Genomic DNA, 21,051 nt, shown 5'->3' on the forward strand with positions numbered 1-21,051 from the left:
ACCTGAGATCGGGAGGGGCGAATGATTCCAGCTTTGATGGCGGCGCTTTCGTTGGCCCAATCACCGGTGTGCGCACCACCTCCGGACGCCGCCCTGCTGTGGGCCAGGCCAGAGACGCGGTTCGGCTTCGTCGGGGAGATGCACGGCACGGCCGAAACCCCCGCCGCCTTTGCAGAGATGGTTTGCGAGGCGAGCGCCGCCCGGCCGGTGGTCGTGGCGTTGGAACTGCCCGAAACGATGCAGCCGGAGCTCGACGCCTTCATGGCCTCGGACGGCGGCGAGGCGGCGCGGACGCGACTGCTCACCCTTCCATACTGGGACCCGGCCCGGGCCGACGGCCGGTCCAGCGCCGCCATGTTCGCGATGCTGGAGCGGGTCCGGGCGCTGAAGGCCGCCGGGCGCGATCTGACGCTGAGGGCCTATCAGCCGAGCGCGCAGCGGCCCGAAGGCTTCGACCAGTCCTTCTATGAGATCGAGATGGCGGGACTGCTGGCCGAGGCCGCCTATGCCCGCCCCGACGCCCTGGTGCTGGCGCTGGGCGGCTCCTATCACGCCCGCAAGACCGCGCCCGCGCGTTACGGCTTCCTGTTCGCGGCCGGGCATCTGAACCCCAAGGTCGTGGTCTCTCTGAGGGTCGCCTCGCAAGGCGGTCGGACCTGGGCGTGTTTCGGCGATAATCCTTGCGGTGATTCCGATCTGGGACAGGGCGACTTCGATCCCGCGCGACGCGGAGTCATTCTGGAGCCTCAGGACGGCGGCGGCTGGGACGGGCTGCTGGCGCTGGGCCCGACCACCGCCTCCCCTCCCGCCCGATCGGTCGCGCCGTGACCCACGCCGAACTCCGCGCCCTGCTGTTCGCCCTGCCGGGAGTGGAGGACGGGACCTCCTATGGCGAGCCGTCGTTCAAGGTCGCGGGCAAGTTCCTGACCTGGGTCCGGCCGCAGCTGGACGACAGCATCGTGGTCCATCTGGACAGTCTCGACGAGCGCGAGCTGCTGATCGAGATGGACCCGGCCACATTCCACTTCACCGACCACTACAAGGACCACCCGCTGGTGCTGGCGCGGATCGCCACGGTCGGTCCGGAATGGCTGAAGGTGATGCTGGCGCGGCGCTGGCGGAAGCAGGCGCCGCGGAGCCTGTCGAAGGCGCATCCGCGCCTTCCGGGAGAGGCTTGACCTGACGCCGCGGCAAGCTGTCATCGTCCGTCCTGAAACAGGACTGACCGCGTGACCGATTCCCCCTCCTCCCCAGCGACCGGCCCTGAGCTGACGACCCGCGACTTCGTCCATGCGGCGGCCGACGGCTATCCGCTGTCGATGCGGCTGATCGCCCATCCGGAGCCGAGGCATGCGGTGCTGGTGTCCTCGGGCACCGGCTTTCCCAAGCGGTTCTACGAGCGGTTCGCGCGCCATCTGGCGGCCAGGGGGGCGGCGGTCCTGACCTATGATTTCCGGGGCATCGCCGGATCTCGGCCGGACGATCTGGCCGCCATGGTCATGGACTATCCCGACTGGGGACGCTGGGACATGCCGGCGGCGGTCGAGGCGCTGGCCGAGGCCGCGCAGGGCCGGCCGATCCTGCATGTGGGCCACAGCGTCGGCGGCCATTTCGTCGGCTTCATGCCCAATCACGACCGCATCGCCCGGCACGCCTTCGTCAGCGTGGGCGTCGGCTATTGGGGCCTGCACCACCGCAGCTACAATCCGCTGGAGCTGTTCTTCTGGCACGGCTTCGGGCCGGTGAGCCTGAGGCGGCACGGCTATGTGAAGGGCGGCGGCCTGTGGGCCGGGACAGACCTGCCGCGCGGGGTGTTCGAGACCTGGAAGCGCTGGTGCCTGAAGCCGGAATATTTCGAGGACGAGCTGGGCGACCGGCTGCGGCCCAACGCCTTCGCCGAGGTGACGGCGCCGATCACCTCCTGGATCTTCACCGACGATCCGATCGCGACACCGGTGACGGCCGAGCGGCTGCTGAGGGTCTACCCCAATGCGCCGAAGACCATCGAGGTGCGGACCCCGGCCGATCAGGGCGTCAGACGCATCGGGCACGAGGGGGCGTTCCGGGCCGGGATGGAGCCGCTGTGGGACGAGATTTTCGCCGATCTGGTTGCGCCCGCCGCCTGAGGGCATAGGTAGGCGGTCACCTTTGCAGCATCACAGGCGCGCCATGACCGAACAGCCCCATATCGAAGTCGACGGCCTGTCCATTCCCCTGCTGGGCTTCGGCACCTGGATGCTGGAGCCCGAGGACGCGCGGCGGATGGTCGCCGAGGCCCTGCGCATCGGCTATCGCCACATCGACACGGCCTGGATCTACAAGAACGAGGCGGCGGTCGGCGACGGCATCCGCGACGCCATCGAGGCCGGCCATGTGACCCGTGACGAGGTCTGGCTGACGACCAAGATCTGGGTCGCCCACTTCCATCACGACGACCTGCTCGCCCAAGCGAAGGAATCGGCGGCCAGCCTGGGCTTTACCCCAGACCTCCTGCTGCTGCACTGGCCCAAGAAGACGCCGAGCTTCGCCGAGACGCTTGGAGCCCTGAACGCGGCCAAGGATCAGGGCCTGACCCGGTCGATCGGCCTGTCCAACTTCCCCTCGGCCGAGTTCCGTCAGGCGCAGGGACTGTCGAAGGCCAAGCTGGTGACCAACCAGGTCGAGTACCATCCCTATCTGGATCTCCGCCCCCTACTGAAGGCGGCGGACGAACTGGGCTCCTCGATCACCGCGTGGTCGCCCCTGGCCCAGGGCAAGATCGCCGACGATCCGGTGATCAACGCCATCGGCCGCGCCCACGGCAAGTCCGCCGGCCAGGTGACCCTGCGCTGGCTGATCCAGCAGGACGTCATCGCCATACCGCGCACGACCAAGGTCTCCAGAGCCGAGGAGAGCTTCGACATCTTCGACTTCGAGCTGTCGGACGACGAAATGGCGCAGATCCACGCCCTGGCCCGGCCCGACGGGCGCCTGGGCGACTGGCTGGACCCCGACTTCAAATGGGATCAGACTGGCTGAACGCGCCCCCAAGAAGGCGCGCTGAGGAAGTCGCCTGAGGAGGTCCGAGATGGGCGTCGTGCTGGAGTTTCCCGAGGTCGAACCCCGCTATCAGTCGGCGGGACGACGGCTGAAACGATGGCGGGAAGAACGGGGCGTCGAGATCGAGGCCCTGGCCGCGGCCATTCACGCCAGCCCTGATGTCATCCGTCGGGTCGAGGCCGGGCGCAGCCGCCTTGACAGCAGCCAGCTGGAAGCCGCCACCCGGGCGCTGAGGCTGCCGATCTGGGCCCTGGTCTCGGATACGCCGGCCTATTGATGGCGGATCGGTTCGGGGGCGGCGTGGCGACACTCTGGCGGATCGTCTTTGCGGCGGTCGGCTGGTTCGCCCTGATCACCCAGTTCGTTCTGATGGTCGCGGGCCATGCGCCGGCTGAAGCCGCCGCGCGGGTGGTGAACTACTTCAGCTTCTTCACCATCTGGACCAATCTGATGATGGCCCTGGCGCTGACCCTGCCGGTCGTCGCGGACGGGACGCGGGCGGGCCGTTGGGCGGCCTCGGAGAGCATCCGGGCCATGGTGACCCTCTACGCCGTGGTCGTCGGGCTGGTGTACCATTTCCTGCTGGCGCCGTTCTGGAACCCGCAGGGCTGGCTGATGTTCGTCAACATCCTGCTGCACTACGTCATGCCGGCGGCCTTTCTCGCCGACTGGATCCTGTTCACCCCCAAGGGGCGGCTGATGTGGATCGATCCGGTAAGGTGGCTAAGCGTGCCGACCGTGTATGGCGTCTGGACCCTGATCCACGGCTTCATCAGCCACTGGTGGCCCTACGGTTTCCTGAACGTCGATGCGCTGGGTCTGAAAGCGATCGCGACCTTCACCGGCCTGCTGATCTTTTTCCTGATCGTCGGTCTGGCGATTGTGGGGCTCGACAGGACACTGGGCCGCAAGAACCGGCCTGAGGTTTCGATCTAGCTCGCCGTCAGCAGGGCGCGGGCAAGATCGATGATCGCCCACCACGCCAGTCCCGATGCGATGAAGGCCAGCGGAACGCCGACGCGGATCCAGACCGTCCTGTTCGTCTTCGTCATGGCGCCGCGCCTCCGGTTGCTGGAGGAAGCCATAGACCGGCGGTCACCGAACCCCGAGTAAACGACTGTAAAATCGGAACATGCCGGGGCCGGACGTGGCGGCCATACCGTCCCGCCGCAAACTGTTCTAAGCGGGGGCTGAGAATCCGGAGCTTTCGATGGCCTACAAATCCCTGCGCGACTTCATGGCCATGCTGGAGGCCGAGGGGGAGCTGGTGCGGGTGTTGGAGCCTGTCTCCACCCATCTGGAGATGACCGAGATCCAGACACGGCTGCTGCGCAACGGCGGCCCGGCGGTGCTGTTCGAAAAGCCGGTGATGCCCGACGGCTCGATCAGCCCGATCCCGGCCCTGGCCAATCTCTTCGGCACGGTGAAGCGGGTCGCCATGGGCGTGACCATGGAGAAGAAGACCCGCACGACGGCAAAGGAGCTGCGCGAGGTCGGGGAGTTGCTGGCCTTCCTGAGGAATCCGACGCCGCCGCGCGGTCTGGACGACGCGATGGAGATGCTGCCCCTGGCGCAGACGGTGATGTCGATGCGGCCCAAGGTCGTGAAGACCGCGCCGGTGCAGCAGGTGGTGCTGAAGGGCGACCAGATCGACCTGACCGCCCTGCCCGTCCAGGGCTGCTGGCCCGGCGAACCGGCGCCGCTGATCACCTGGGGGCTGGTGGTGACCAGGGGGCCGTCGGACAGCGCCGAGGACGACTTCAACCTGGGCATCTACCGGATGCAGGTGCTGGGCAAGGACAAGGCCATCATGCGCTGGCTGGCCCACCGCGGAGGGGCCCAGCACTATCAGCGGCACAAGAAGGCCGGGAAGCGCGAGCCCCTGCCCTGCGCCGTCGTTCTGGGCGCCGATCCGGGGACCATTCTGGCGGCGGTGACGCCGGTGCCGGACACCCTGTCGGAATATCAGTTCGCCGGCCTGCTGCGCGGGCAGAAGGCCGAGCTGGTTCCCTGCAAGACGGTGCCCCTGATGGTGCCGGCAAACGCCGAGATCGTGCTGGAAGGCCACGTCCTGCTGGACGAGCACGAGGACGAAGGCCCCTACGGCGACCACACGGGCTACTACAACTCGGTCGAGAAATTCCCGGTCTTCAAGGTCAGCGCCATCACCATGCGCAAGGACCCGATCTATCTGACCACCTTCACCGGCCGCCCGCCGGACGAGCCCTCGGTGCTGGGCGAGGCGTTGAACGAGGTGTTCATTCCGCTGCTTCGCGCCCAGTTCCCGGAGATCACCGACTTCTGGCTGCCGCCCGAGGGCTGTTCCTACCGGATCGCCGTGGTGTCGATGAAGAAGGCCTATCCGGGCCACGCCAAGCGGGTGATGCTGGGCGTCTGGAGCTATCTGCGGCAGTTCATGTACACCAAGTGGGTCATCGTCGTGGACGACGACATCGACGCCCGCGACTGGAAGGACGTCATGTGGGCCATCTCGACCAAGATGGACCCGGCGCGCGACATCACCGTCATCGAATCCACCCCCATCGACTACCTCGACTTCGCCAGCCCCGAGAGCGGCCTGGGCTCCAAGATCGGCCTGGACGCCACCGACAAATGGCCGCCCGAGACCAAGCGCGAATGGGGCGAGGAAATCCGCATGGACGAAGAGGTCGTGGAGCGGGTCAACGCCCTGTGGGACCGGCTGGGCCTCCCCGGCGACGGGACGCCGATCTGGAAATAGCCGTCGGCCGTGCCCGCGAGGCACGGGTTCGGGCGATGATTGGAGACCCGCGTTCTCGGCCAGAAGTCGCTATTTGATTGAGCCGGCGAAAGATTTTGGCGCGCGAGCCCCACTCGCCCATACCGCACCGCATAAATCGTGTTGCACCGCACCAGTTTTGACGTGACGGATTTTTAATGTCGTATTATCGTCCCAATTCGTCATCCGCCGGAGTCCCAAATGAAAGCCGCCCTGATCGCCGCCCTCGTCTTCACCACCGCGACGCCCGCCGTGGTTCTGCCGACGACCGCTGACGCCCAGGTCATGGCTGGACGGGGCGCCGCGCGCTCGGCCGCCCGCCGGGCCCGCCCGGCCCTGAGCGAGCGCGAGGAAGACCGCCTCTATGCCGCCCAGGACCAGGTCGCCAACCTGCAGCAGCAGATCGAAGCCATCGAGACCGCGGGCCAGACCGCCGGCGGCCTGACCCCGGAACAAACCGCCCAGATCACCGCCCACCGCACCGAAATGGCCGAGGCCCAGACCGTGATCGACCGCCTGGAAGCCAAGCGCGCGCGCCGCGACACCAACTGAGGCCAGGCGCTTCTTTGCCGATGATTCCGCGGCCGGTCCCGAAAGGGGCCGGCCGTCGTCGTTCAGCCCCTGCGCGTTTGAACCGCTCGCGGGTGACGAAATCGCACCGCCCGCATAAGGTGAAGCTCGTTCAGATGGGGGTCGCATGGACGCGTTCGAGTTCTTCTTCAGCTTCTACGGCCTGCTGCTGGGCTTTTCGGCGGCCGAGCTGGTGGGCGGCTTCACCCGGCTGCTGCACCAGAGGAAGGACATCCGGTTCGGCCTGCTGACGCCGATGCTGGCGATCTTCGTCGCCATCGACATCGCCACCTTCTGGAACCAGGCCTGGGTGATCCTGAGGTTCGCCCCCTACAGCTTCGCCCTGCTGATCCTGGGTCTGTTCGTAGCCGGGATCTTCTATGTCGCGGCGACCCTGACCTTCCCGCGCAAGCTGGAGCCCGGCCAGTCGATGGACGACCATTTCTGGAGCCAGCGCCGGATCGTCCTGCTGTGCGTACTGAGCGCCAATCTGATCATGGCGACCCTGTTCATGGTCGTGACCAACGCCACCGGCGAGTTCGCCGCCGCGATCAGACCGTCGCTGCTGTGGGGCCTGGCCCTGTTCACCGTCCTGACCCTGGTCGCCGCCATCGCGCGCAGCAAGAAGGTGGTGATCGCGGCCCTGGTCATCCTGCTGGCCTATCACAGCTACAACATCGGCCGCTCGGTCACGGCCCTGGTCGCCACGGGCGGTTGGTCGGTGCGCGCGCCCGCCAACCCAGAGGCTGACAAATGAGCGCGTTCGAGTTCTTCTTCAGCTTCTACGGCATGGTGCTGGGTCTGTCGGTGGCGGTGATCGCCACGGGGTTCGCCACGGCCATCCAGCACCGGAAGTCGATCCGCATCGGCTGGCTGACCCTGCTGCTGGCCCTGTTCGTCGGGCTGGACATCGCCACCTTCTGGGACGCCGCCTGGCACATGTTCCGCGACGCCCCGTTCAGCTACGGCATGCTGGTGGTCGGCCTGGCCATCGCCCTGGTCTATTTCATCGCGGCCTCGCTGGTGTTCCCGCACAGCATCCGCGACGGGATGGATCTGGATGAGCATTTCTGGGCCAACAAGAAAGTGGTGCTGCTGCTGACGGTGGCCGCCAACCTGCTGATGCTGCTGGTCTCGATGGCCCAGATCCTGGCGCGTCCCAACGCCATGATGATCATCGGCGCCTATGCCGGGTCGTTCCTTCTGTATGTGGCCCTGATCGTCCCCGCCGCCCTGACGAAGAAGCCGAGGCTTTTCGCGGCCCTGGTCGGGCTGCATGTGGTCATCTATCTGGCCATCGCCTGCCTGCCCGCGGGGATGGGCGCCGTTCCGGAGGCCAGGCCGGCGACAGCGGCGGCGCCGCAGGGCTGAGCAGGCTTGCCATCGGGGGCGGATCAGGGGCCAATCGCGCCATGCTTTTCCCCCGTCTGTCCGCCGCATCCCTGATCGCCCTTCTCGCGACCGGCGCGGCCCTGTTCCCGAGTTCCATCATGGCCCAATCGGTTCCCAACATCGCCCCGTGGGATCAGCCCTTCCTGCCGCCCGCGCCGGAATGGAACGGGGCGTCGAAGGCCCTGCTACGGCCGGCCTCCGATCCATGGGCCAGCGGCTTCGAGGCCGATCCGGCGCATGACTTCAGCCCCAACTACGCCGACACCCGCGCCTGGTTCGACCGGCTGGACGCGGCCAGCGATCTGATCCGCATCGAACAGTTCGGCGTCTCGCCGGAGGGGCGGCCGATCTATGCGGTGATCGCCTCCAAGGACGGCGCGACCTTCGATCCGTCCAAGCCGGTGCTGCTGGCCCAGGCCGGCATCCACCCGGGCGAGATCGACGGCAAGGACGCCGGGATGATGCTGCTGAGGGACATCGCCTTCAACGGCAAGGACGGGCTGCTGGACAAGGTCAATCTGATCCTGATCCCCATCCTGTCGGTCGACGGACATGAGCGGGCCGGCGCCTACAGCCGTCCGAACCAGCGCGGGCCGCGCATCCAGGGCTGGCGCCACACGGCGACCAACCAGAACCTGAACCGCGACTTCATGAAGCTGGACCAGGCCGAGATGCGAGCGGTCATGGGGCTGATCGAGAAGTACGACCCGACGCTGTATGTCGACATCCACGTCACCGACGGCATCGACTACCAGTACGACGTCACCTACGGCTTCAACGGTGAGAACGGCGGCTATACGCGGTCGCCGGCCATCTCGGCCTGGCTGGACGGAACGCTGAAGCCGGCGATGAATGGGGCGCTGGAGACACAGGGCCATATCCCGGGCGAGCTGGTCTTCGCCATCGACGACCGCAATCCGAAGGCCGGGATGAACGACGGCGGCCTGGCCGAGCGCTATTCCAACGGCTGGGGCTCGGCGGCCCACCTCCCGACCATCCTGATCGAGAACCACAGCCTGAAGCCGCATGAGCAGCGAGTGCTGGGGACCTATGTCTTCCTTGAGGAGGCCCTGACCCTGCTGGCCGACAAGGGCGCCGATCTGAAGGCCGCCATCGCGGCGGACAAGGCCCTGCGTCCCGCCGAAATCCCGGCCAATTTCGCCCCCGACGACAAGCCGTCCTACACCCGGGCGTTCAAGGGCATTCTCTACGAAACCTACGACAGCGTCGCCTCCGGCGGGAAGGAGTTGCGCTGGCTGGGCCAGCCGGATCCGATTCTGTGGCAGGTGCCCTATTACGCCTCCCACCCGACCCTGACGCTGAAGCGGCCGACCGCCTATTGGGTCCCGTCGTATCGGACGGACGTCATCGAGCGGCTGAAGATGCACGGGGTCCAGATGGAGACCCTGACGGCGCCGCGCACCGTCTCGGTCGATATGCTGCGACTGGAGGACCCGGTCGTCTCGGGCCGGACCAATGAGGGCCATGTGCCGATCTCGGTGAAGACGGTCGAGGCCGAGCGCCACGACTGGACGTACCCGGCCGGCTCGGTGCGGGTGCCGACGGACCAGCCGATGGGCGACATCGTCGTGCTTCTGCTCGAGCCGCAGTCGTCGGAGAGCTTCTTCGCCTGGGGCATGTTCCCCGAGATCCTGAACCGCGTAGAATATATCGAGGGCTACGCCATCGCCCCGATGGCCGAGAAGATGCTGGCCGCCGACCCTGCCCTGAAGGCCGAGTTCGAGGCCAAGCTGGCCGCAGAGCCCGCCTTCGCCGCCGATCCGGACGCGCGGCTGGGCTGGTTCTATGAGCGCACGCCCTTCTATGATCAGCGCTACCGGCTGTATCCGGTCGGGCGGGAAAACTAGAAACGGGAGGACTGAGCGTGATGGACGCCATTCATGCGGCGGGTCTGTGGACCGGGCTCTGCATCCTGCTGCTGCTGGTCCTGTCGGGTCTGACCTCGGCCAGCCGGCGCAGGCACAAGGTCTCGATCGGCGACGGCGGCAAGGCCGAGGTGATCGCCGCCGGCCGCGCCTTCGGCAACGCCGCCGAATACATGCCCATCGCCCTGATCGCCCTGGCCCTGATGACCTTCAGCGGGTTTCAGGTCTGGACCATACACGCCGTCGGCGGGTCGTTCTTCTTGGGCCGCATCCTGCATGCCTGGGGGATGTTCGTGACCCGTGAGGGAAAGCCGCCGGCAGTGCAGCGGATGGCGGGGATGCTGCTGACCTATGTCCCCCTGCTGGGCGCGGCGGGCGCGCTGATCTGGTGTTTTGCCTCCTCATTCTAGGATGAGGGGTGGCGACCCGGTCCGGAGGGGGAAATAGGCCGGGCCGCCGTCAGACGACCGCGGTCGTAGAACGGACCCGCCTGACGGCGCAGACCTAACACCGGCCTCGGCGGGCCACTGTAAAACCTCGTCACACGCGACAGGGCCTAGGTTCTGAACCCATAAAGGTCTGAGGGATTCGAGGTCTTCGGAAGGAGACGTCGATGGCGCGATACGATCTGAGCGAAACGGAGTGGCGGCTGATCCAGCCGTTGCTTCCGAACAAGCCCCGCGGCGTGGCCCGCGTGGACGACCGTCGGGTGATCAACGGCATCTTCTACATTCTGAGGACGGGTTCGCCCTGGCGTGACCTGCCGGGTCGCTACGGGCCGCACACGACGGTCTACAATCGCTTCAATCGGTGGGCCAAAGCAGGCGTCTGGGTGCGGGTGTTCGAGGCGCTGTCGGCGGCGTCGCCGGGTTCGATGCACCTGATCGACAGTTCGATCATTCGGGCCCACCAGCACGCCGCCGGTGGAAAAAAGGGGGCCCGGATCACGCCATCGGCCGATCTCGTGGGGGACTGAGCACCAAGATCAACGCCCTGGTCGATCAGGACGGATTGCCGCTCAGGATCACCCTCTCGGCCGGCCAGGCGTCCGACAAGGCCGCCGTCGAGGAACTGATCTACGGCCTCAAGCCCGCCAAGGCGCTCGTCGCCGACAGAGGTTACGACGCACAGGCCGTCATCGATCTGGTCCGCTCTCGCGGCGGCTGCGCCCATATCCCGACCCAGAAGGATCGCAAGGTCCAGCGCTCCGTCGATCCCGCCATCTATCGACAGCGCAACGTCGTGGAGCGCTACTTCTGCAAGCTCAAGCACTTCCGCCGCGTCGCCACACGCTTCGACAAACTGGCCCGCAACTTCCTCGCCGCCGTACTGCTGGCCTCAACCCGCCTGTGGCTCAGAGCTTATGAGTCCACGACCTAGGGCGTCACCACCCCCGCCGCCGGACGCTCGTCCTCTTCCATCTCGTTCAGGGCGCCCAGGTCGCCGCGGGCGCGGGCCTTGCGGCCATAAACCAGCTCGAACAGGGGCGAGGCCATCAGGGTGGTCACGATGGCCATCAGCACCAGCATGGAGAACAGGGCCGGGCCGATGATGCCGCGCTGCAGGCCGATGTTGATGATGATCAGCTCCATCAGGCCCCGGGCGTTCATCAGGGCGCCGATGCCCATGGCGGTGGCGTTATCCTGACCGGTGACGCGGGCGGCGGCCCAGCAGGCCCCGCCCTTTGCCGCGACAGAGGCGATCAGGATCACCGCCGCCATGGCGACCAGACCCAGGCTGTTGACCATGGTCAGCTGGGTGTTCAGCCCCGAATAGGCGAAGAACATCGGCACCAGCACCACCAGGGCGAAGGGCTCCAGCTGGCGCTTGAGCTCGCGGCTCAGCACTCCGCGCGGCATGACGGCGCCGAGGATGAAGCCGCCGAAGACCGCATGGATGCCGATGGCGTCGGTGAAGAAGGCGCAGAGCAGGAACAGGATCAGGACGATGCCCAGGATGGTCGGGCTGACCCGCTGTTCGCGCTCGGCCATCCGAGCGAGCGGCGCCAGCAGGCGCGGTCCGACGGCGAGCATGAACAGGACGAAGGCCACGCCGCCGCCGATGGCCTTGATCGCCACGGGCGCGCCGTCGCCAAAGGTCGCCAGGACCACGGCCAGCACGCACCAGGCGCCGGCGTCATCGATGGCCCCGGCAGACAGGGCCATGGTTCCCAGCGGCGTGTTGCTCAGGCCCCGCTCATGAATGATCCGGGCCAGCATGGGGAAGGCGGTGATCGAGATGGCCGCGCCCATGAACAGCCAGGCCTGAAGGCTGTTGATGCCCTCGCCGAACAGGTTGTGGCTCATCAGCCAGGGCGCGATCAGCGCGGCCATCAGGAAGGGCGCGGCCATGCCCGACAGGGAGACGGCCGCCGCGCTGGCCGCATTGGCCTTGAAGTGGTCGCCGCGGAAGCCGAGGCCGACGAGGAACATGTAGAGGCCGATGCCGAACTGGGCGCCGACGAACAGGACCTCTTTCGAGTCCTTGGGGAAGATGAAGGCCTGAATATCCGGCGCCAGAAGGCCGAACAGGGATGGGCCGAGGATCACCCCGGCGATCATCTCCCCCACTACCTGGGGCTGGCCGAAATAGCGTTTGACCAGCCAGCCGACGGCGCGGCAGGCGCCGATTATCACAGCCATCTGCAGGAAGAAGGCCACGCTGAGTTGCGCAGGCGTCATCTCGAAATTCCTCCCAAAGGGTCGGCCGCGCCTTCAGGCCCGGTCCATTTGGGGCCACGCTAGGCGAACTTCGTTCGGATTGGCAATCGGGAATTGGGAGCGTTCACAAACATTGCGCCCGGCCGGGACCTCAGAACCAGCCCGCCTCGCGCAGCACCGGGGCGCAGGAACGGCTGACGGGCGCGGTCAGACCGCCGACGAGACGGATTTCCCCTGCCCCCTTGCGCCAGCGCACCGCCTCGACGGCGTCGGCGGCGACCCACCAGGAGCGGTGCACCCGCCAGCCGTGGGCCAGGGCCAGGTCGTCCAGGGCGTCGGCGAAGCGCAGTGTGATCAGCTCCTCGCCCGCATCCGTATGGACCTTCAGATAATGGTCATGGGCCTCGACGGCGATCAGCCGGGCGGTGCGGCGCTTGGCCGACAGGCGGCGGCGGAAGGCGGCCTCGGCCTCAGGCAGGGGCGCGGCGACGATGGTGCGGGTCTCGATACGCGCGGGCAGACGCCGCCAGACCAGGGCGCGCACGGCCATCACCGCCAGCAGGATCGGAAACACCTGCCACAGCAGCCAGCGATAACCGGCCCAGTTGAACCGGCCGTCCAGCATCAGATGCTGGGTCAAGAGGACCAGAAAGGTCACCACGGGGGTCATGGCGACCGAGACCAGCAGAGTCCTGAGCCAGAGCCGGGGCATGCGCGGCGCGGCCAGTTCGTCGGCCGCGACGCCGATCACCCCACCGCCGACGATGCAGATCAGCCAATAGGCATAGACCAGACCGACCGGCCCGTGCTCGGACCCGAACGGGCCGAGGAACCCCATAAGAAGGCCCATGGCGCAGAGGACGGCGAGGTCGATCGCCCACCGCCGCCCGGCCGCCCTCCAATCCGATCCTGTCAGCGCTTCGTCCATTCCGCCCCGTTCGCGCAACCCCGGCGCCGTTCGCGAAACGAGGCCTAGCGAGCCGCCGCCCGGGCCGCAATGGCGTTCGGCGAACCCGAGACGAGGAGCCGCCGCCCATGACTGCCCTTCCCCCGATGACGCTGCAGAAGATGTCCTGGCCCGCCCGTATCGGCTGGTTGCTGATTGCCCTGATGTGCCTGGGCATCGCCGGCTATGCGTCCAAATATCTGATCCATCCGCCGCGAACGGCGGAGGAGGCCCTGGGCAATCCGCTGGGCGTGCCCTTCCTGGTCATCCATGTGGCGGGCGCGGTGACGGCGCTGGTGCTGGGGTCACTGCAGTTCATCCCCGCCCTGCGCCGGGCTCGCAGTCCGCACCGCTGGGTCGGGCGGGTCTATGTGCTGGGGGTGCTGGTCGGGGGCGCGGCCGGGCTGATCCTGTCGACCCGGTCCTTCGCCGGGCCGATCGCCACGGCGGGCTTCGGCGGTCTTGCCGTGCTGTGGATCGTCTTCACGCTGCTGGGCTGGCGCGCGGCGGTTCAGGGCCGGTTCGCCGACCACCGCCGCTGGATGATCCGCTCCTGGGCCCTGACCCTGGCCGCCGTGACGCTGAGAATATACCTGCCGCTGGTGCAGGTGGCGGAGCTGGACTTCCTGCCCTGGTACCAGGCGATTTCCTTCCTGTGCTGGGTCCCGAACCTGCTGCTGGCGGAGGTATGGGTGCGGTGGAGGTAGCGGGATGAGCAGTGGAGGTGCGGGGATGAGCGGTGGCGTGGCGGGATGACCGGCATGTGAGGCGCCCCCTCATTGCGCCTCCCTCCCCCGTCCGCCATATCGGGGCATGTCCGATGCTGCTTCGCCTGAACTCCTGCATGATCTGATCGCCGCCGCCCTGAAGGCGGGGGCTGACGCGGCGGAGGCCGTGACGTCCGAGAGGCGCTCGATGTCGGTGGGGGTGCGCAACGGGGCGCTGGAAGAGGTCGAGCGGGAAGAGTCGCGCGATCTGGGCCTGCGCGTCTTCGTCGGCCAGAGGCAGGCCTCGGTCTCGGCGTCCGACCTGTCCGAGGCCACCCGCAACCGGCTGGTCGAGCGGGTCGTGGCGATGGCGAAGCTGGCGCCCGAGGATCCCTTTGCCATGCTGGCCCCGCAGGACCGGCTGAACATGGGGCCGCACCGCGACCTCGACCTCTATGACGCCACCGAACGCTCGGCCGCCGAGTTGGAGGCCGCCGCCGCCGAGACCGAGAGCGTCGCGCTCGCCATCGAGGGCGTGGTCCGGTCCGAGGGCGGATACGCCTCGACCTCGTCCAGCGAATGGCGGCTGGTGACCTCGCACGGGTTCGACGGCCGCTATCAGGGCAGCGCCTACTCCCTGGGCGTCGGCGTCATCGCCGAGAAGGACGGGGGCATGGAGCGCGGCGGCGAAAGCCGGACGACCCGCCACTTCGCCGACCTGCCCGACGCCGCGACCATCGGGGCCGAGGCCGGCAGGCGCGCCGTGGCCCGCACCGGCCCGCGCAAGATCGCCTCGACCACCGCCCCGGTCATCTTCGAGAACCGGGTCGCGACCCAGATACTGTCGCCCCTGCTGGGCGCCATCTCGGGCCCGTCAATCGCGCGCGGCACCAGCTTCCTGAAGGACGATCTGCACAAGAAGCTGCTGCCCTCGGGCGTCAGCCTGATCGACGATCCGTTCCGGCCGCGCGGCCTGGGCTCGACCCCGTTCGACGACGAGGGGGTGACGGTCGAGAAGCAATATATCGTCGACGACGGCGCCCTGATGACCTGGCTGCTCAACTCGGGCTCGGCCAAACAGCTGGGCCTGCGCTCGACGGGGCACGCCTCGCGTGGTCTGGCGGGGCCTCCGGGCGTCTCGACCCATAACCTGCATCTGACGGCGGGCCTGCGCGACAAGGCCGGGCTGATCGGCGACGCCGGGACGGGTCTGCTGGTCACCTCGATGTTCGGCCCCTCGCTGAACGGCAACACCGGCGACTGGTCCGCGGGGGTGTCCGGCTTCTGGTTCGAGGACGGGGAGCCGGCCTATCCGGTCAGTGAGGTTACCGTCGCCGGCAATCTTAAGGCCCTGTGGGCGCGAATGGTCCCGGGCTCGGATCTGGAGTTTCGCTCGGCCTTCAACAGCCCGTCCCTGCTGTTCGACGCGGTGGCCATCGCCGGAAAATGATGGACCTGACCGCCGACCTCGACCTGATCCGCGCCGCCGCGATCGCCGCCGGCGAACTGGCCCTGGCGGAGCGGGAAAAGGGGATCAAGATCTGGTCCAAGTCAGGCGGTTCGCCGGTCACCAGCGCCGATCTGGCGGTTGATGCATTGCTCAAGGAGATGCTGCTAACCGCCCGTCCCGACTATGGTTGGCTGTCGGAGGAGACGGCGGATTCCAGCGATCGGCTGGCGAAGGAGCGCATCTTCATCGTCGATCCGATCGACGGCACCCGCGCCTTCCTGAAGAACGCCGCCTGGTGGTGCGTGCCCATCTGCGTGGTCGAGAACGGCCTGCCGGTCGCCGCCGTCATCCATGCGCCCCAGCTGGACGAGACCTATGTGGCGACCGCAGGCGGCGGAGCGCGGCGCAATGGCAAGGTCATCGCCGCGGCCGACACCGAGAGTCTGGACGACGCATCGGTGCTGGCCGACGCCCAGCTGATGGAACGGCCTGAATGGCCAGAGCCCTGGCCGGCCATGCGATACGAGAAGCGCAACGCCCTCGCCTATCGCATGGCCCTGGTCGCGGCGGGCGCCTTCGACGCCGCCATCGCCATGGGGCCGAAGTGGGACTGGGACGTCGCGGCCGGCTGGCTGATCGCCACCGAGGCGGGAGCCAGGGTCTCGGATCACAAGGGTCGGCCGTGGCTGTTCAACCGCCCGGACCCGCGTCAGGCCAGCCTGGTTTGCAGCGCACCAGCCCTGCACCCGTTGATCATCCGGCGCACAGCGCCTATCCCGCTGGCCTCATAGCCCCCTCCCCGCCGTCAAGGACCCCCGATGAGCGCCCATACCGAAGTCGAAACCCCGCAACTGCTCCACCTCGTGATCGGCGGCGAGCTGCGCCACCTGGATGCCCCGGTGTTCCGCGACCTGTCGCAGGTCGAGTTCGTCGGCGCCTACCCGAACTACGAAGAGGCCAAGAAGGCGTGGAAGGCCCGCGCCCAGGCCACCGTCGACAACGCCCATATGCGCTTCTTCATCCTGCACGCCCACAAGATGATCGACCCGCGCGGCGATCACTAAGCCGCACCCCCGCGAGGGGAACGAACCCCCGTTCTGGCACGCTTCGTGTAGTCAGGACGGGCGTTCGTACCGGAGTGTTCCATGGCCCCCTTCCTCGTCATCCTCGGCCTGCTGCTGCTGGGCGTGGCGATCGTCGCCTGGCACACGCGTGAGACCTGGTGGCATTTCGTCGCCCACCTGCTGCCCCAGCCGCCCCTGACCCGCGCCGGAAAGGCCGCCGCGATGGCTGAAGAGCCTGCGTATCCGGCCGAGCCGGACGCCTTCGCGCAGGCCCCGCTGTCGCGGTCGTTCTTCGCCGAGCAGGCCGCCGCCCGGCCGCCCGCCCCGGCCTCGCCCAACGATCCCTTCGCCCATGCGCCCAGCGTGTCCGACCTGTCGGACGCCGGGCTATCGCAGTCGGAGACACGCCATTGACCCTGTTCGGCAAGACACTCGACGCGGAGCAGATCGCCGGGCTGGTCAGCCTGCTGGCCCTGCTGCTGTTCTGGATCATGGCCCTGCGCCGCGAACAGGGCGCCCTGACCGTCTTCCGCAAATGGGAAGCCGACCGCAAGGCGCGGCGGGACGCGGAGATTGAGGCTGAGCAAGGCGCCGATCAGGGAGAGACGCCTCCTCCACCCATATCGGGCGGGAACCGTGGGCCTTGGGGCTGATCGCGCGAATGCGCTCCCATAAAGATTACCGAAGGAGTGGTTAGGCGTACGACTTGAATGTGATACCGCTGCTGCCGCCATCCAAAGTGTCGAAGTATCTAATTTTTCCGGCCTTCAACATCATCCTCCAGATAATCTCAACATCCTCATACGCTTCGCACAGCAAATCATAGGTCACTCGTTCCTCGATACCCTTTCTGTAGGTCCGAATTTGCTCTTCGAGCTCGTTGTGAGTACCAACCGCTTCCCACTCATCCTTGACGTAGAGCGGCTTTCCATGAGCCATGGCGTCGCGGACTGAGATGAGCCGGTTGATTGTCGAAAACGGCCGAACCTCATCATCCCATTTCAGAGCAAGGGCAGCCATAATACGCCTACGCTTCTTCTTACCGGCTTCTCGCTCGTACTTTTCAAAATCATCGATGATTTTGAAGCCAACAAAATTGAGATAAGCTTCGAAAGCGAATGCAGTCATGGTTACGGCGGCCATGATATCCAAGCCGATACCCAGTCGTTCGCCCTTTTCCATATTCTTTTCAATTCGCTCTTTCAGATTGAAAGCCGAACTGATCAGATCGTTATGGATCAGTTCCTTTCCCTCATATTCAAGCTGGGCGACGATGATGGGCTGATCACTCATATTTCGGACTCCCAAGAGGTCGTGACATTTTTCGGCGAATATAGGCCCTTAGAGCCTCCAGCCCGACTTACTCCCGCCGCAGCAGCTTGTCGGTCAACAGGGTGCCCCACCAGCCGGCCTTGAACTCGGCCTTGATGGTCTCGGGGTCGTAGAGGGGGCTGTCGATCCAGTCGATGAAGCTCATCCCCGTCGGCTCGATCTCGCGCACATACTTCTCGAGGAAATAGTCGAGGACGCCGGTCAGACCCTCGCGGCTGTGCAGATACTTCTTCGACAGCTGTTCCATGGCGACCGAGATCGGCTCGCCGAGGTGGAAGTGGCGGTAGAGCACCGCCATCAGCCCGGCCCGGTCCGCGCCCGACTTGCAGTGGATCAGGACCGGATATTCGACGGTCTGGAAAAGCTTGATGGCGCGGTGGATGCGATAGGGCTCGGGCACGTCGCGCGAATCCAGCGGAGCGTCGATCAGTGTCAGGCCGAGCGCCTGACACGCCGCCTTCTCCAGCCAATAATAGCTCTCGTCCCGCTCGCCGCGCAGATTGATGACCGTCCTGATCCCCCGGTCGGCCCAGCCCTTGAGCTGGCGCGGCGAAGGCTGGTTGGTGCGAACCAGGTCCGGCCCCAGCCAGTGCGCGTTCGAGAACGCCAGCCTGAGGAAGGCGTGGTCGCTCCAGAAATAGTCCCAGCCGGCGTGGAACCGGCCAGCGGGCGTGGAAAGGTCGAAACGCGGCATGGGGCGCAGATAGAGGTTCCGGGGCGCTGCGTCATCCCGGCGGAACACATCTGCGAAATTCTCGCTAGAGTGGCTGTGACAAATGGAGCGCCCTCATGACCCGTGCCGCCCTGTTCCTCGCCACCGCCGGAGCGGCCGTTCTCTCAGCCTGCTCCCCACCGGCGGACGCGCCCGCCAAGGCCACTGAACCGGCCGCCGCGCCCGCACCGGCGGTTCCGGCAGCGGACGTCGCCGCGCCCGCTGTCGATCCGGCGCTCGACGCCTGGGTGCGGGATCAGGTCAAGGACGGCGGCATGCCCTTGCGCTATGCGGCGGCTGCGGGCCCGGACGGTCTGAACCTCGTCTATCTGACCGGCGGCGACTATTGCGGCTCGGGCGGCTGCGTGCTGCTGGCGGCGCGCAAAACTGATGCCGGCTTCGAGCGGATAGGGCGTCTGACGGTGGTGCGCGCCCCGATCCGGGTGCTGGACAGCCGCAGCCACGGCCTGCCCGATCTGGCGGTGGGCGTCGCGGGCGGCGGAGCGACGCCGCATGAGGCCCTGATCCCGTTCGACGGGACCCGCTACGCCTCCAACCCCACGGTCGCCCCCGCCAGGCCGATCGAGGGCGCGGCGCCGGGCCAGACCCTGATCACCGACGACACGCCGAAGGTCACAGTCCGCGAGTAACGCATGGGTCCCGCTTGACTTGCCGGGCCGTCCGTCCGACCTCCGTCCGATGACGACGCCTGCCGTAACTGACGAAGACGAACGCCTGCGCCCGCTGCTGGCGCGGATCTGGCGCGACTATCTCTCGCGGCACAAGACGGCCCTGTTCGCCTCCATCCTGTGCGCCGGCATCGTCGGGGTGGTCGCCGCGACCGTGCTGCAACTGCTGGAGCCGGCCATCAACGGCCTGTTCCTCGGTACGCCGGTCAAGATCTGGGGCCTGTTCCCCATTCCGCCGTCGGAGGCCCTGTGGGCTATCCCGGCGTTCATCGTCGGCATGGCGGTGATCTGGACGGTGGCGGCGCTGGGTCAGGCGGCCCTGGTCAACCGGCTGGGCCACGGCATCGTCGGCGACATCCAGATCAGGCTGTTCGGAGCCATGATCCGCGCCGACCTTGCCCGGCTGCGCAGCCAGCACTCGGGCGCCTTCGTCTCCAGCGTCCTGTTCGACGCCAATCTGGTGCGCGAGGCCTTCACCAACGGGGTGGTCAACTACACCCAGCACGGCCTGACCTTGATCGCCGTCATCGCCTTCATGGCCTGGAGCGACTGGCAGCTGACCCTGATCGTCCTGCTGGGCGTGCCGGCCATCACCTATGTGCTGCGCCGCTTCTCCAAGCGCACCCGCAAGGCCACGACCGGCGCCATGCTGGAGACCGAGAACCTGTCGACCGCCCTGATGGAGAACCTGGACGGGGTGCGGCTGATCAAGATCGAGAACCGGGAAGCCGCCGAGGAGGCCCGCGTGGGCGAGGTCGTCGGCCGCCGCCAGCGCCATGTGATCAAGAGCGCCGACAGCCGCGCCTTCGCCGGTCCCTTCTCCAACTTCTTCGCCATGGTGATCGTGGCGGCGGTCATGGCCTATGCCGGCTGGCGCGCGCGCGAAGGCCATATGAGCGTGGGCGAGTTCGCCGCCTTCATCGGCCTGCTGATGTCCGCCGGCCAGTCGTTGCGGCAGGTGACCAACCTGCAGACCGTGATGGCCGAGGGGCTTACGGCGGCGCGCCGCCTGTTCGCCGCTCTCGACATCCAGCCGGAGATCCGCGAAGCCGCTGAACCGCAAGCCATCCCTGAGGGACCGCTGACCGTGGCCCTGAACGGCATCTCCTTCGCCTATGGCGGCCTGCAGGACGGCGTGGCCCCGACCCTGTCGGACGTCTCCCTGACCGTCGCGCCCGGCGAGACCGTGGCGCTGGTCGGTCCGTCGGGCGGGGGCAAGTCGACGATCCTGAGCCTGTTGCCGCGCTTCTATGACGTGACGGCCGGGGCGGTGACCCTGGGCGGGATCGACATTCGCGACCTGGCCACGCCGGATCTGCGCGACCGCATCGCCCTGGTGACCCAGGAGCCCTTCCTGTTCGACGACACCATCGCGGCCAACATCACCTATGGCCGCGAAAGCGTGACCCAGGACGAGATCGAGGCCGCCGCCCGCGCCGCCGCCGCCCACGACTTCATCACCGCCCTGCCGCAGGGTTATCAGACCCGGGCGGGCGAGGCCGGGATGCGGCTGTCGGGCGGTCAGAGGCAACGGGTGGCCATCGCCCGCGCCTTCCTGAAGAACGCCCCCATCCTGCTGCTCGACGAGGCCACCTCGGCGCTCGACACCGAGAGCGAGGCCCTGGTCCAGGCGGCGCTGGAGCGGCTGATGCAGGGCCGCGCCACCCTGATGATCGCTCACCGCCTGTCGACCGTGATGAACGCCGACCGCATCCATGTGCTGGAGGCCGGCCGCATCGTCGAGACCGGAACCCACAAGCAGCTGGTGAAGAAGGGCGGCCTCTACGCCCGTCTGGCCCGGCAGCAGTCGCTGGACGGCACGCCGTCGGTGGAAACGGTCGCCTGA

Annotated in this window: 25 protein-coding genes; 21 read left to right on the forward strand and 4 right to left on the reverse strand. The window is 67.3% G+C overall.

The genetic code is table 11. The features are described 5' to 3' along the window. Window positions 1-21 precede the first annotated feature (21 nt). The 13 genes from IFJ75_RS09625 (at window position 22) to IFJ75_RS09685 (ending at window position 11,025) form a co-directional block, all read left to right on the forward strand. A complete protein-coding gene (locus IFJ75_RS09625; RefSeq protein ID WP_207932345.1) occupies window positions 22-828 on the forward strand; it encodes a hypothetical protein in 807 nt (268 codons plus the stop codon). Further along, window positions 825-1,178 carry an MmcQ/YjbR family DNA-binding protein gene (locus IFJ75_RS09630; protein WP_207932346.1) on the forward strand — a complete coding sequence of 118 codons (354 nt, stop codon included), beginning with the start codon at window positions 825-827 and terminating at the stop codon, window positions 1,176-1,178. The genes IFJ75_RS09625 and IFJ75_RS09630 overlap by 4 nt, the downstream gene beginning before the upstream one ends. A 51-nt stretch (window positions 1,179-1,229) precedes the next feature. Continuing rightward, window positions 1,230-2,126 carry an alpha/beta hydrolase family protein gene (locus IFJ75_RS09635; RefSeq protein ID WP_225897069.1) on the forward strand — a complete coding sequence of 299 codons (897 nt, stop codon included), beginning with the start codon at window positions 1,230-1,232 and terminating at the stop codon, window positions 2,124-2,126. A 43-nt stretch (window positions 2,127-2,169) separates the two neighbouring features. Then, on the forward strand, window positions 2,170-3,018 hold the full coding sequence (locus IFJ75_RS09640; protein ID WP_207932347.1) for an aldo/keto reductase: 849 nt from the start codon (window positions 2,170-2,172) through the stop codon (window positions 3,016-3,018). Window positions 3,019-3,067: 49 nt separating this feature from the next. Next, complete coding sequence (locus IFJ75_RS09645) at window positions 3,068-3,316, forward strand: helix-turn-helix domain-containing protein (RefSeq protein ID WP_207932348.1); 249 nt, start codon at window positions 3,068-3,070, stop codon at window positions 3,314-3,316. Further along, a complete protein-coding gene (locus IFJ75_RS09650; protein WP_207932349.1) occupies window positions 3,316-3,975 on the forward strand; it encodes a Pr6Pr family membrane protein in 660 nt (219 codons plus the stop codon). Before IFJ75_RS09645 ends, IFJ75_RS09650 begins: the two co-directional genes overlap by 1 nt. A gap of 274 nt (window positions 3,976-4,249) precedes the next feature. Further along, window positions 4,250-5,779 (forward strand): UbiD family decarboxylase, encoded by a 1,530-nt coding sequence (locus tag IFJ75_RS09655; RefSeq protein ID WP_207932350.1) that lies wholly within the window; start codon window positions 4,250-4,252, stop codon window positions 5,777-5,779. A 219-nt stretch (window positions 5,780-5,998) separates the two neighbouring features. Continuing rightward, a complete protein-coding gene (locus tag IFJ75_RS09660; RefSeq protein WP_207932351.1) occupies window positions 5,999-6,349 on the forward strand; it encodes a hypothetical protein in 351 nt (116 codons plus the stop codon). 145 nt (window positions 6,350-6,494) lie between these two features. Then, on the forward strand, window positions 6,495-7,124 hold the full coding sequence (locus tag IFJ75_RS09665; protein ID WP_207932352.1) for a hypothetical protein: 630 nt from the start codon (window positions 6,495-6,497) through the stop codon (window positions 7,122-7,124). Next, window positions 7,121-7,738 (forward strand): hypothetical protein, encoded by a 618-nt coding sequence (locus IFJ75_RS09670; protein WP_207932353.1) that lies wholly within the window; start codon window positions 7,121-7,123, stop codon window positions 7,736-7,738. The genes IFJ75_RS09665 and IFJ75_RS09670 overlap by 4 nt, the downstream gene beginning before the upstream one ends. Before the next feature lie 119 nt (window positions 7,739-7,857). Beyond that, window positions 7,858-9,627, forward strand: coding sequence for a M14 family metallopeptidase (locus IFJ75_RS09675; RefSeq protein ID WP_207932556.1), 1,770 nt, complete (start codon window positions 7,858-7,860; stop codon window positions 9,625-9,627). 20 nt (window positions 9,628-9,647) lie between these two features. Further along, window positions 9,648-10,055, forward strand: coding sequence for an MAPEG family protein (locus IFJ75_RS09680; protein WP_225897070.1), 408 nt, complete (start codon window positions 9,648-9,650; stop codon window positions 10,053-10,055). Window positions 10,056-10,258: 203 nt separating this feature from the next. Next, a protein-coding gene (locus IFJ75_RS09685) for an IS5 family transposase (RefSeq protein ID WP_207869564.1) occupies window positions 10,259-11,025 on the forward strand; the annotation gives its coding sequence in 2 pieces (ribosomal slippage) (window positions 10,259-10,583 and window positions 10,583-11,025; 768 coding nt in all). On the opposite strand, the gene IFJ75_RS09690 is transcribed toward IFJ75_RS09685, so the two are convergent. Continuing rightward, the gene (locus IFJ75_RS09690) at window positions 11,022-12,326 is read right to left on the reverse strand and encodes a cation:proton antiporter (RefSeq protein ID WP_225897071.1); all 1,305 of its coding nucleotides are present in this window, start codon (window positions 12,324-12,326) and stop codon (window positions 11,022-11,024) included. The two genes, IFJ75_RS09685 and IFJ75_RS09690, sit on opposite strands and share 4 nt — an antisense overlap. Before the next feature lie 130 nt (window positions 12,327-12,456). Further along, a complete protein-coding gene (locus IFJ75_RS09695) occupies window positions 12,457-13,233 on the reverse strand; it encodes a LytTR family DNA-binding domain-containing protein (RefSeq protein ID WP_207932354.1) in 777 nt (258 codons plus the stop codon). Between the two features lie 107 nt (window positions 13,234-13,340). Between IFJ75_RS09695 and IFJ75_RS09700 the strand changes: the two genes are divergently transcribed. The 6 genes from IFJ75_RS09700 to IFJ75_RS09725 all read left to right on the forward strand — a co-directional run bounded on the left by IFJ75_RS09700 (window position 13,341) and on the right by IFJ75_RS09725 (window position 17,125). After that, complete coding sequence (locus tag IFJ75_RS09700) at window positions 13,341-13,958, forward strand: DUF2306 domain-containing protein (RefSeq protein ID WP_225897072.1); 618 nt, start codon at window positions 13,341-13,343, stop codon at window positions 13,956-13,958. A gap of 106 nt (window positions 13,959-14,064) precedes the next feature. Next, a complete protein-coding gene (locus IFJ75_RS09705) occupies window positions 14,065-15,408 on the forward strand; it encodes a TldD/PmbA family protein (protein ID WP_207932355.1) in 1,344 nt (447 codons plus the stop codon). After that, a complete protein-coding gene (locus IFJ75_RS09710) occupies window positions 15,405-16,199 on the forward strand; it encodes a 3'(2'),5'-bisphosphate nucleotidase CysQ (protein WP_207932356.1) in 795 nt (264 codons plus the stop codon). The genes IFJ75_RS09705 and IFJ75_RS09710 overlap by 4 nt, the downstream gene beginning before the upstream one ends. 27 nt (window positions 16,200-16,226) lie before the next feature. Then, entirely contained in the window at window positions 16,227-16,472 is a 246-nt protein-coding gene (locus tag IFJ75_RS09715; RefSeq protein WP_207932357.1) for a DUF4170 domain-containing protein, read from the forward strand. Between the two features lie 81 nt (window positions 16,473-16,553). Then, window positions 16,554-16,886 carry a hypothetical protein gene (locus tag IFJ75_RS09720; RefSeq protein ID WP_207932358.1) on the forward strand — a complete coding sequence of 111 codons (333 nt, stop codon included), beginning with the start codon at window positions 16,554-16,556 and terminating at the stop codon, window positions 16,884-16,886. Then, a complete protein-coding gene (locus IFJ75_RS09725; protein WP_207932359.1) occupies window positions 16,883-17,125 on the forward strand; it encodes a hypothetical protein in 243 nt (80 codons plus the stop codon). The genes IFJ75_RS09720 and IFJ75_RS09725 overlap by 4 nt, the downstream gene beginning before the upstream one ends. Window positions 17,126-17,165: 40 nt before the next feature. Here IFJ75_RS09725 and IFJ75_RS09730 read toward each other — a convergent pair whose 3' ends face one another. Beyond that, entirely contained in the window at window positions 17,166-17,765 is a 600-nt protein-coding gene (locus IFJ75_RS09730; RefSeq protein WP_207932360.1) for a hypothetical protein, read from the reverse strand. Window positions 17,766-17,832: 67 nt separating this feature from the next. Further along, complete coding sequence (locus IFJ75_RS09735) at window positions 17,833-18,498, reverse strand: fused DSP-PTPase phosphatase/NAD kinase-like protein (protein ID WP_207932361.1); 666 nt, start codon at window positions 18,496-18,498, stop codon at window positions 17,833-17,835. 95 nt (window positions 18,499-18,593) lie between these two features. Here IFJ75_RS09735 and IFJ75_RS09740 point away from each other — a divergent pair, with 95 nt between their 5' ends. Both IFJ75_RS09740 and IFJ75_RS09745 read left to right on the forward strand, forming a co-directional pair. Then, entirely contained in the window at window positions 18,594-19,166 is a 573-nt protein-coding gene (locus IFJ75_RS09740) for a hypothetical protein (RefSeq protein WP_207932362.1), read from the forward strand. A gap of 49 nt (window positions 19,167-19,215) precedes the next feature. Further along, on the forward strand, window positions 19,216-21,051 hold the full coding sequence (locus tag IFJ75_RS09745; protein ID WP_207932363.1) for an ABC transporter ATP-binding protein: 1,836 nt from the start codon (window positions 19,216-19,218) through the stop codon (window positions 21,049-21,051).

This window comes from Brevundimonas goettingensis, from assembly GCF_017487405.1.
Lineage (GTDB): Bacteria > Pseudomonadota > Alphaproteobacteria > Caulobacterales > Caulobacteraceae > Brevundimonas > Brevundimonas goettingensis.

Coding starts and splice junctions, on each gene's coding strand:
- IFJ75_RS09625 (WP_207932345.1), top strand. CDS start 22: ATGATTCCAGCTTTGATGGCGGCGCTTTCGTTGGCCCAATCACCGGTG.
- IFJ75_RS09640 (WP_207932347.1), top strand. CDS start 2,170: ATGACCGAACAGCCCCATATCGAAGTCGACGGCCTGTCCATTCCCCTG.
- IFJ75_RS09645 (WP_207932348.1), top strand. CDS start 3,068: ATGGGCGTCGTGCTGGAGTTTCCCGAGGTCGAACCCCGCTATCAGTCG.
- IFJ75_RS09650 (WP_207932349.1), top strand. CDS start 3,316: ATGGCGGATCGGTTCGGGGGCGGCGTGGCGACACTCTGGCGGATCGTC.
- IFJ75_RS09655 (WP_207932350.1), top strand. CDS start 4,250: ATGGCCTACAAATCCCTGCGCGACTTCATGGCCATGCTGGAGGCCGAG.
- IFJ75_RS09660 (WP_207932351.1), top strand. CDS start 5,999: ATGAAAGCCGCCCTGATCGCCGCCCTCGTCTTCACCACCGCGACGCCC.
- IFJ75_RS09665 (WP_207932352.1), top strand. CDS start 6,495: ATGGACGCGTTCGAGTTCTTCTTCAGCTTCTACGGCCTGCTGCTGGGC.
- IFJ75_RS09670 (WP_207932353.1), top strand. CDS start 7,121: ATGAGCGCGTTCGAGTTCTTCTTCAGCTTCTACGGCATGGTGCTGGGT.
- IFJ75_RS09675 (WP_207932556.1), top strand. CDS start 7,858: ATGGCCCAATCGGTTCCCAACATCGCCCCGTGGGATCAGCCCTTCCTG.
- IFJ75_RS09680 (WP_225897070.1), top strand. CDS start 9,648: ATGGACGCCATTCATGCGGCGGGTCTGTGGACCGGGCTCTGCATCCTG.
- IFJ75_RS09690 (WP_225897071.1), bottom strand. CDS start 12,326: ATGACGCCTGCGCAACTCAGCGTGGCCTTCTTCCTGCAGATGGCTGTG.
- IFJ75_RS09695 (WP_207932354.1), bottom strand. CDS start 13,233: ATGGACGAAGCGCTGACAGGATCGGATTGGAGGGCGGCCGGGCGGCGG.
- IFJ75_RS09700 (WP_225897072.1), top strand. CDS start 13,341: ATGACTGCCCTTCCCCCGATGACGCTGCAGAAGATGTCCTGGCCCGCC.
- IFJ75_RS09705 (WP_207932355.1), top strand. CDS start 14,065: ATGTCCGATGCTGCTTCGCCTGAACTCCTGCATGATCTGATCGCCGCC.
- IFJ75_RS09710 (WP_207932356.1), top strand. CDS start 15,405: ATGATGGACCTGACCGCCGACCTCGACCTGATCCGCGCCGCCGCGATC.
- IFJ75_RS09715 (WP_207932357.1), top strand. CDS start 16,227: ATGAGCGCCCATACCGAAGTCGAAACCCCGCAACTGCTCCACCTCGTG.
- IFJ75_RS09720 (WP_207932358.1), top strand. CDS start 16,554: ATGGCCCCCTTCCTCGTCATCCTCGGCCTGCTGCTGCTGGGCGTGGCG.
- IFJ75_RS09730 (WP_207932360.1), bottom strand. CDS start 17,765: ATGAGTGATCAGCCCATCATCGTCGCCCAGCTTGAATATGAGGGAAAG.
- IFJ75_RS09735 (WP_207932361.1), bottom strand. CDS start 18,498: ATGCCGCGTTTCGACCTTTCCACGCCCGCTGGCCGGTTCCACGCCGGC.
- IFJ75_RS09740 (WP_207932362.1), top strand. CDS start 18,594: ATGACCCGTGCCGCCCTGTTCCTCGCCACCGCCGGAGCGGCCGTTCTC.
- IFJ75_RS09745 (WP_207932363.1), top strand. CDS start 19,216: ATGACGACGCCTGCCGTAACTGACGAAGACGAACGCCTGCGCCCGCTG.